At 73.2% G+C, this 7,354-nt stretch carries 8 protein-coding genes; 2 read left to right on the forward strand and 6 right to left on the reverse strand.

Annotated elements, in window-relative coordinates; all coding sequences use genetic code 11:
* Both ACH5HR_RS16445 and ACH5HR_RS16450 read right to left on the reverse strand, forming a co-directional pair.
* Positions 1–869 (reverse strand): ABC transporter ATP-binding protein (locus ACH5HR_RS16445; RefSeq protein WP_416478905.1); only part of this gene is annotated, 869 nt, incomplete at its 3' end.
* A gap of 70 nt (positions 870–939) precedes the next feature.
* Complete coding sequence (locus ACH5HR_RS16450) at positions 940–2,247, reverse strand: GNAT family N-acetyltransferase (protein WP_402378036.1); 1,308 nt, start codon at positions 2,245–2,247, stop codon at positions 940–942.
* Positions 2,248–2,307: 60 nt separating this feature from the next.
* Here ACH5HR_RS16450 and ACH5HR_RS16455 point away from each other — a divergent pair, with 60 nt between their 5' ends.
* Positions 2,308–2,637 (forward strand): MGMT family protein, encoded by a 330-nt coding sequence (locus tag ACH5HR_RS16455; protein WP_416478907.1) that lies wholly within the window; start codon positions 2,308–2,310, stop codon positions 2,635–2,637.
* 48 nt (positions 2,638–2,685) lie between these two features.
* Here the strand turns inward: ACH5HR_RS16455 and ACH5HR_RS16460 are convergent, their stop codons facing one another.
* Positions 2,686–3,717 carry an LLM class F420-dependent oxidoreductase gene (locus tag ACH5HR_RS16460; RefSeq protein ID WP_402378112.1) on the reverse strand — a complete coding sequence of 344 codons (1,032 nt, stop codon included), beginning with the start codon at positions 3,715–3,717 and terminating at the stop codon, positions 2,686–2,688.
* Positions 3,718–3,827: 110 nt separating this feature from the next.
* On the opposite strand from ACH5HR_RS16460, the gene ACH5HR_RS16465 reads away from it, so the two are divergent.
* Positions 3,828–4,211 (forward strand): MmcQ/YjbR family DNA-binding protein, encoded by a 384-nt coding sequence (locus ACH5HR_RS16465; protein ID WP_416478909.1) that lies wholly within the window; start codon positions 3,828–3,830, stop codon positions 4,209–4,211.
* Positions 4,212–4,306: 95 nt separating this feature from the next.
* On the opposite strand, the gene cysE is transcribed toward ACH5HR_RS16465, so the two are convergent.
* From cysE to zapE, 3 genes are all read right to left on the reverse strand, one after another.
* Positions 4,307–4,912, reverse strand: a complete 606-nt coding sequence (gene cysE / locus ACH5HR_RS16470) for a serine O-acetyltransferase (protein WP_416478910.1) — start codon at positions 4,910–4,912, stop codon at positions 4,307–4,309.
* A complete protein-coding gene (cysK, locus tag ACH5HR_RS16475; protein ID WP_402378048.1) occupies positions 4,912–5,847 on the reverse strand; it encodes a cysteine synthase A in 936 nt (311 codons plus the stop codon). Before cysK ends, cysE begins: the two co-directional genes overlap by 1 nt.
* Positions 5,848–6,217: 370 nt before the next feature.
* Positions 6,218–7,288 carry a cell division protein ZapE gene (zapE, locus tag ACH5HR_RS16480; RefSeq protein ID WP_402378051.1) on the reverse strand — a complete coding sequence of 357 codons (1,071 nt, stop codon included), beginning with the start codon at positions 7,286–7,288 and terminating at the stop codon, positions 6,218–6,220.
* Positions 7,289–7,354: the final 66 nt, after the last annotated feature.

A 7,354-nucleotide genomic window follows, 5' to 3' on the forward strand; every position in this document is an offset into this window, starting at 1 on the left:
GCGCGGACGAACTTCTTGTAGGCGGTGGTGACCTGGTCGACGGGTCCGTCCATGACGAGGCGGCCTTGGTGCATCCACAGCACGCGGGTGCACATGGCTTCGATGGTGGAGATGGAGTGGCTGACCAGGAAGACGGTGCCGGCTTGTTGGCGGACCTCTTCGATGCGGGCTTTGGAGCGGGCCTTGAAGGCGGCGTCGCCGGTGGCGAGGGCTTCGTCGACCATGAGGATGTCGGGGATGGCGGCCGAGCTGATGGCGAAGCGGAGGCGGGCGGCCATGCCGGAGGAGTAGGTCTTCATGGGTAGGTCGACGAAGCTGCCGATGTCGGCGAACTCGACGACCTCGTCGAACTTGTCGTCGATCTGCTTGGGGGTCATGCCCAGGGCCAGGCCGCCGATCTCGATGTTCTTGGAGCCGGTCATCTGGGGCATGAGGGCTGCGTTGACGCCGAGCAGGGCGGGTTCGCCGTCGACGTAGACGGAGCCGGAGTGGGGTGGGATGAGGCCGGTGATGGCGCGTAGCAGGGTGGACTTGCCGGAGCCGTTGATCCCGACGATCCCGATGGACTCGCCGTGGCGTGCGGTGAACGACACCCCGCGCACGGCGTGGACCTCGCTGACCGCACCGACGTGCTGCCGCCCCGCCCCGAGCACCCGCTTGACCAGGCTGCGCCTCGCAGGTGCCGACCGTGCCGCGCTGACGGGCTGGCCGGCACCGCCGCCGAACACCCGGAAGACGATGTGGAGCTCGTCCACCACCAGGCACGGGTCGCCGAGCCGGACGGCGTCGGCGCGTTCCCCCTCGTCGTCCTCCTCGAGCTCCAGGTCGACGTCGGGGAACCGGTCGCCACGGACCATGGTCGATGCCATGGCGAGGACGGTATCAGATGACCTACTGAGTCGATAGGAATGGTTGGGTAAAGTGCCTCCTGGCCGGGTCCTAGAACACCCAGCTGCACACCGGCGCGACCGGCCAGCCGAACGCCGTGCTCGCCGCCGCCAGCGAGCCGGGGGTGCGCTCCGCGACCAGGCCTGCGGTGGCCAGTCCCGCGAGCGACGTCCCGCCCAGGTACACGGCGCCGAGCTCGCGGACGTCCAGCGCCAGGTCGGCCTCCGACGGCGGCACGTCCGCCGGTTCGCAACGCGCCGAACCGAAGGGCTCGGCCCGCAGCCGCCATACACCGGCGTTGGCGGGCAGCCGGGCGTCGGTGACGGCGAGGGTCGTGTCGATCGCCGTGGTGTACTGCCGTCCGGCGAGGGCGGTGGGGAGGTCCACGAGGCGGACCCAGACGTTGTCGATCCGGCGCTGCCCCGCTGCGCGCGGGTTCTGGAGCAGGGTGAGGAGCGGGTCGTCCGGAGCGAGGATGAACGGCTTGGTCTCGGTCATCAGGTCGAGGTCGACCAGGACGCCCCACAGGGCGCGCGACGCTGCGGCGTCGAGGGTGACGGCCTCCATGACGTTCACCGTGCCGTCGGTGCCCGTGGGGACCCAGTCGAGCTTGCGGCGCAGCAGCGCGTAGCCTCGCGGCGCCCCGTCGCGCTCCACGATCACGATGCGTCGCGACTCCTGGCCGCCGCGGGACGCGGTCGAGTCGTGCCACCAGGACGCCTGCAGCTCGGCCGACTCCCGGGTCGCCCACCCCGGGCGGTTCGATCCGGTGCCGCCCGCGGACTCACCGGCTGCGCGGTGCACCGTGTCGACGAGGGAGGCGTGGCGCTCGCGGTCGGCGTGCTCGATCCGCACCGTGTGCTCGGCCGCGCCAGGCACGTCGCGCAGGGATGCGCCGCGCGGGATGGTCAGACGGACGTCGTCGGCCGCCTTGCCGTAGCCGAACCGGCCGTAGATCGGGTACTCCGCGGCGAAGAGCGCGGACAGGGGTTCGCCTCGTTCCCGGCAGCGGGCCAGGTGCAGGTCGATCATGGCGCTCGCGATACCGCGCCGACGGTGCTGGGGGTGCACGCCCACCCACGTCAAGCCCGCCGTGGGCAGCGTGCCACCCGGGACGGGGAAGCGGCTGAACGGGTACGAGGCGTGCATGGCCGCGAGCTCGGAGCCGGGGCTCGTGCCGCCGTCGACCACGACGCCCACCGCGCGCTCCCACGTCAGCGGTGACGGTTCCTTCTCGATCTCGTCCGGTTCCACCGGCGAGGGGAAGGCCCACGAGTCGACGTGCGTGACGGCGCGGCGGTCGTCGGCGGTGAGCTGGCGGAAGCGGTACCCGTGCGGGGCGGGTGCGTCGATGGTCACGGGCCGATCCTGCCGCCCCGCGCGGTCCGGCGCCAGAGCGGCCGCGGTAGGGTGCGCCGCGTGATCGAGGACGCCGCGACCAGCGCTGCCGAGGAGTACCTGGACGAGGTGCTCGCCGTCGTCGAACGGGTCCCGTCAGGGCGGGCCACGACCTACGGGCTGGTCGCCGAGGCCGTCGCCGAGTTGCTCGGCCGCGGCGGCCCACGCCAGGTCGGCCAGGTCATGGCCCGCGCAGGTTCCGGGGTCGCCTGGTGGCGGGTGGTCAACGCCGCGGGGGCGCCCCCTGCCCACCACCTGGACCGCGCGCTCACCGAGCTGCGCGCCGAGGGCTGCCCCCTGACCCGCGACGGGCGGCGGGTCGACCTGCGCCGCGCCGTCTGGCTTCCCTGACGGTGGTCGCGCCGGGTCGGCCGAGCCGGCGTCGGCCGAGCCTGCGGCTCAGCCGAGCAGGGCCGCCGCCGACGCGGCGTCCCCCTGGACCAGGAGCGTCGTCAGGGCCGTGCTCTCCCAGCGCGCGAGGTCCGCGCGGACCTTCGCCGCGGGCCCCACGAGCGCGATCTCCTCGACGAGCTCGGTCGGCACCGCACGGGCGGCGTCCTCCTTGCGGCCCTCGAGATAGAGCCGCTGCACCTCGTCGGTGACCTCCGCGTACCCGAGGCGGTCGAGGGACGCCTTGTGGAAGTTCGCCTCCTTGGCGCCCATCCCGCCCGCGTAGAGAGCGATGTGGGGGCGGACGACGTCGGCCGCGGACTCGACGTCGTCGCGCACCACGACGGGCACGGTCGCCGCGACCTCGAAGTCCTCGGGCCGGGAGCGCTCGTCGGCTCGCCGCGCGAAGCCCTCGGCCAGCAGCTCGCGGTGCTCCGCGTCCGTGCGGGGCGCGTAGAAGCCTGCCATCCAGCCGTCGGCGATCTCGGCCGCCAGGGCGACGTTCTTCGGGCCCTGCGCCGCGAGCACGATCGGCACCTCCGCCCGCACGGGATGCACCGTCGGCTTGAGCGCCTTGCCGAGACCGGTGGCGCCGGGAGTGTCCGCGGGCAGGGGCAGGTGGTAGAACTCGCCGTCGAACGTGACGGGGCGCTCGCGGGCGATGACCTGGCGCACGATGTCGACGTACTCGCGCGTGCGGGCCAGGGGCCGGCGGTAGGGCTGCCCGTACCAGCCCTCGACGACCTGGGGTCCGGAGGCGCCGAGGCCGAGCACGAACCGCCCGCCGGAGAGGTGGTCCAAGGTGAGCGCCTGCATCGCCGTGGCGGTGGGAGTGCGGGCTGCCATCTGCGCGATCCCCGTGCCGAGCCGCAGCCGGGACGTGTGCGAGCCCCACCACGCGAGCGGGGTGAAGGCGTCGGACCCGTAGGCCTCCGCCGTCCACACGGAGTCGAGCCCGGCGGCCTCGGCCTGCTGCAGAGCCTCCACGATGCCGACCGGTGGCTTGCGGGACCAGTAGCCGGTCTGGATGCCGATGCGCAGGGTGGTCATGGGTCTCCTCGTCGAGTCGTGGTATCTGGGACGTCCGGTCCCGGATACCTCACACCCTAGCCGAGGTGGCGTCGGCGGACGGTGCGTCCGATCCTGAGGAGATGGCCACCTACGACGACGTCGCCCGTCTGGCGCTCGCCCTGCCGGAGACGACGGAGGGCACCTCGCGCGGATGGCGAGTGTGGAAGGTCGCCGGCCGGCAGTTCGTCTGGGAGCGGCCCTTCACGCAGGCGGACCTGCGGCGGTTCGGCGACGAGGCCGTGCCGCCCGGGCCGATCCTCGCGGCCGCCGTCGAGGACCTGGGGGAGAAGGAGGCCGTCCTCGCGGCCCGCCCCGGAAGCCACTTCACCATCGCGCACCTGGACGGGTACGCCGCCGTGCTGGTGCGGCTCGATGTGGTCGACGGCGGCACGCTGGCCGAGACCGTCGAGGACGCCTGGCTGGCGCGAGCCCCGCGTCGGCTGGCCGCCGAGCACGGGCCGTGAAGGAGTGCGGGGCGCCGTTGCCCCGCACCACCAACCTTTCTAGTGCCGCCGACGGCACCGAACAAGGGCTGGACGCGTCCGTTGCCGAATCGACATCAGATGACGTACTCGATGAGCTGCGAGGGGTCCTCGAAGCTCTGCCCGTTGGTCGGCCGCGGCGGGGGTGGCGTCCGCAGGCGTGCCGGGACCCCGACGGCGACGGCGGACGCCGGGACGTCGCGCGTCACGACGGCGTTGGCGCCGATCTTGGCGTCGTGGCCGATCCACAGCGGGCCGAGGATCTTGGCGCCGGAACCGACCATCACCCGGTCGCCGAGGGTGGGGTGCCGCTTGCCCGGGTTCATCGAGCGGCCGCCGAGCGTCACACCGTGGAAGAGCAGGCAGTCGTCGCCGACCTCGGCGGTGGCGCCGATGACGACGCCCATCCCGTGGTCGATGAACAGCCGACGGCCGATGCGGGCACCCGGGTGGATCTCGACGCCGGTGAAGAGCCGGGACGCGAGCGATATCACGCGCGCGAGCAGGCGCAGCGCGGGCTGCTGCCACAGGGCGTGCGCGACGCGGTAGTGCCACACGGCGTGGACGCCGGGGTAGGTCAGGACGACCGCGGCGAGCGAGGTCGCGGCCGGGTCCTGGGCGCGCGCGGTCTCCGCGTCCTCACGGAGGAGGTGGAGGAACGCGCGCGCCGAGGAGCGGTCCATCAGTCCAGCAGGTCCGCGTACAGGATGGTCGACAGGTAGCGCTCGCCGAAGTCGGGGATGATCACGACGATCGTCTTGCCGGCGTTCTCCTCGCGCTGAGCGACCTGCACCGCGGCGGCCAGGGCGGCACCCGAGGAGATCCCGACGAGCAGGCCCTCCTCCTTGGCTGCGCGCTTGGCGAACTCGACGGACGTCTCCGCGTTGATGTCGATGACCTCGTCGTACACCTCGCGGTCGAGGATGTCGGGCACGAAGTTCGCGCCGAGGCCCTGGATCTTGTGCGGACCGGGGGCGCCGCCGTTGAGGATGGCGGACTCCTCGGGCTCGACGGCGATGATCTTGACCTCGGGCTTGCGCTCCTTGAGCACCTGGCCGACGCCGGTGATGGTGCCGCCGGTGCCGATGCCGGAGATGACGATGTCGACGCCGCCGTCGGTGTCCGCCCAGATCTCCTCGGCGGTGGTCTCCCGGTGGACCTTCGGGTTCGCCTCGTTGGCGAACTGGCGGGCCAGGACGGCGCCCGGGCGCTCGGCGGCGATCTTCTCGGCCGCGGAGACGGCACCCTTCATGCCCTCGGCGCCCGGCGTGAGCACGAGCTCGGCACCGTACGCGCGCAGCAGGGCGCGGCGCTCCTTGGACATGGTCTCCGGCATGGTGAGCACGACGTCGTAGCCACGCGCCGCGCCGACCCACGCCAGGGCGATGCCGGTGTTGCCCGAGGTGCCCTCGACGATCGTGCCGCCGGGCTGGAGCTCGCCGGACGCCTCGGCGGCGTCGATGATCGAGACGCCGATGCGGTCCTTGACGGAGTTCGCCGGGTTGTAGAACTCCAGCTTGGCGGCGACCGTCGCGGGAGCGCCCTCGGTGAGTCGGTTGATCTTGACCAGCGGGGTGCGCCCGATGAGCTTCGTCGCGTCGTCGTAGATGGTGGCCATGTGTGATGTTCCTTCGTCAGTTGCGGTGGTGCGGTGGTCGAGGGTGCTGGGCGGCGGTGCCCGACGGGGGCGCGCGCCAGGGAGCGGCGCTGACGTGTCGTCGTGGCGGAGAGGCAGAGTGGGGCGAGCGTCGCACGGTCGCCGCGGCCCGCGTGGCGGGTCAGGCGTGGCGTGGACGCTCTACCGACAGCAGCAGGCCGCCATGAGGGCGCCGCTCACCGGCAGGCGCACGGCGGTGCACGTCCGGGAGGTGGCGGGGAAAGCAGCACGGAGGAACGCGGTGGTGCTCATCGGTTCCTCCCGTGGTCGGCGGCGTGGGCCGTATCGTGTGCTTTCCGGGCGGGCCGGGCAAGGGCCTGCGGCGTCGAGCCTAACGACCCGACGACCGATCGACAAGGCTGGTCCCACTCATCAGCAACCTCGATGAGTCGGACGGCGACTGTGCCACCTGGTGCAGCCGGCTCGCGGCACGCGGCAGGTCCGGCGGCGCCGGCCGGTCGGCGGGCACGGTCAGCAGCGTCGCGAGGTGGTCCGAGGGCTGCCGGTCGTCCTCGTCGGCGGTGAGCGTGAGCACGAGCGGTCGGTCCTTGTCGTGCAGCACGTCCACGAGGCTCACGAACCGCGCCTGCGTGTCGGGGCGGCAGTCGGTGAGGGGCGGGAGGCCGAGCAGCACGAACCGTCGGTAGCGCTCGGCCAGGGACAGCAGGTCCGCGGCAGACACGGGAGCGGCGCACAGGCCCAGGAAGTCGAACCAGAGCGTGCCGCCGTCGACCCGCAGCGCCTCCACCGCGCGACCGCCGGGCAGCGGGACGTCCACGCGGTCCGCCACGTCCGGCGTCTCGAGCGTGCCGGCGGCCAGGACACGGCCGGATCGCCAGCCCTGGGCCACGCGGCCGTCGTCGGGCGCGAGGGTGCGGAAGTCCGTGGGGCCGGCGACCTCGATCACGGCCAGGGACTCCTCGACCATCTCGACGAGCGGCTCGGCGAGATGGTGGTAGAGCGGCGACGGCAACAACCCGTGCGGCGGGTAGTTCGACGTCGCGACGACGGTGACGCGCCGTGCGAGGAGCGCGCGCAGGGCACGGGTGAGGAGCATGGCGTCGCCGGGGTCGTGCAGGTGGAGCTCGTCGAAGCAGAGGGTGCGGGCGTCGCCGAGCAGCGCGTCGAGCGCGCGCTCCATGGCCTTCTCGCGCCCGGTGCGGGCCCACACCTCGGCGTGCAGCGCCCGGTAGAACTCGTGGAAGTGGAAGCGGGGACCGCCGGCCGCCGCGTGGAAGGTGTCGAGCAGCCAGGTCTTGCCGCGGCCCACCGGTCCCCACAGGTAGACGCCGTCCCCGCGCCCGCCGGTGCGCAGCAGCTCCTCCAGCCGGCCGGCGGCCACCCGCTGTGCGGGGGAGAGGACGAAGCCGGAGCCGGCGGCCGCGTCGAGGATCGGGTGCACCGTCCGAACCTACGGCGTGGGGGGGGGGCCGCGGCCCCGCCCGCGGCCCGCCCGCCCCCCCGCCGC

The organism is Isoptericola maris (assembly GCF_048065335.1).
Lineage (GTDB): Bacteria > Actinomycetota > Actinomycetes > Actinomycetales > Cellulomonadaceae > Isoptericola > Isoptericola rhizosphaerae.

Bases quoted from the DNA above. Each gene is read 5' to 3' on its own strand.
- ACH5HR_RS16465 (WP_416478909.1), top strand. From the start codon at position 3,828: ATGGCCACCTACGACGACGTCGCCCGTCTGGCGCTCGCCCTGCCGGAG.
- cysE (WP_416478910.1), bottom strand. From the start codon at position 4,912: ATGGACCGCTCCTCGGCGCGCGCGTTCCTCCACCTCCTCCGTGAGGAC.
- cysK (WP_402378048.1), bottom strand. From the start codon at position 5,847: ATGGCCACCATCTACGACGACGCGACGAAGCTCATCGGGCGCACCCCG.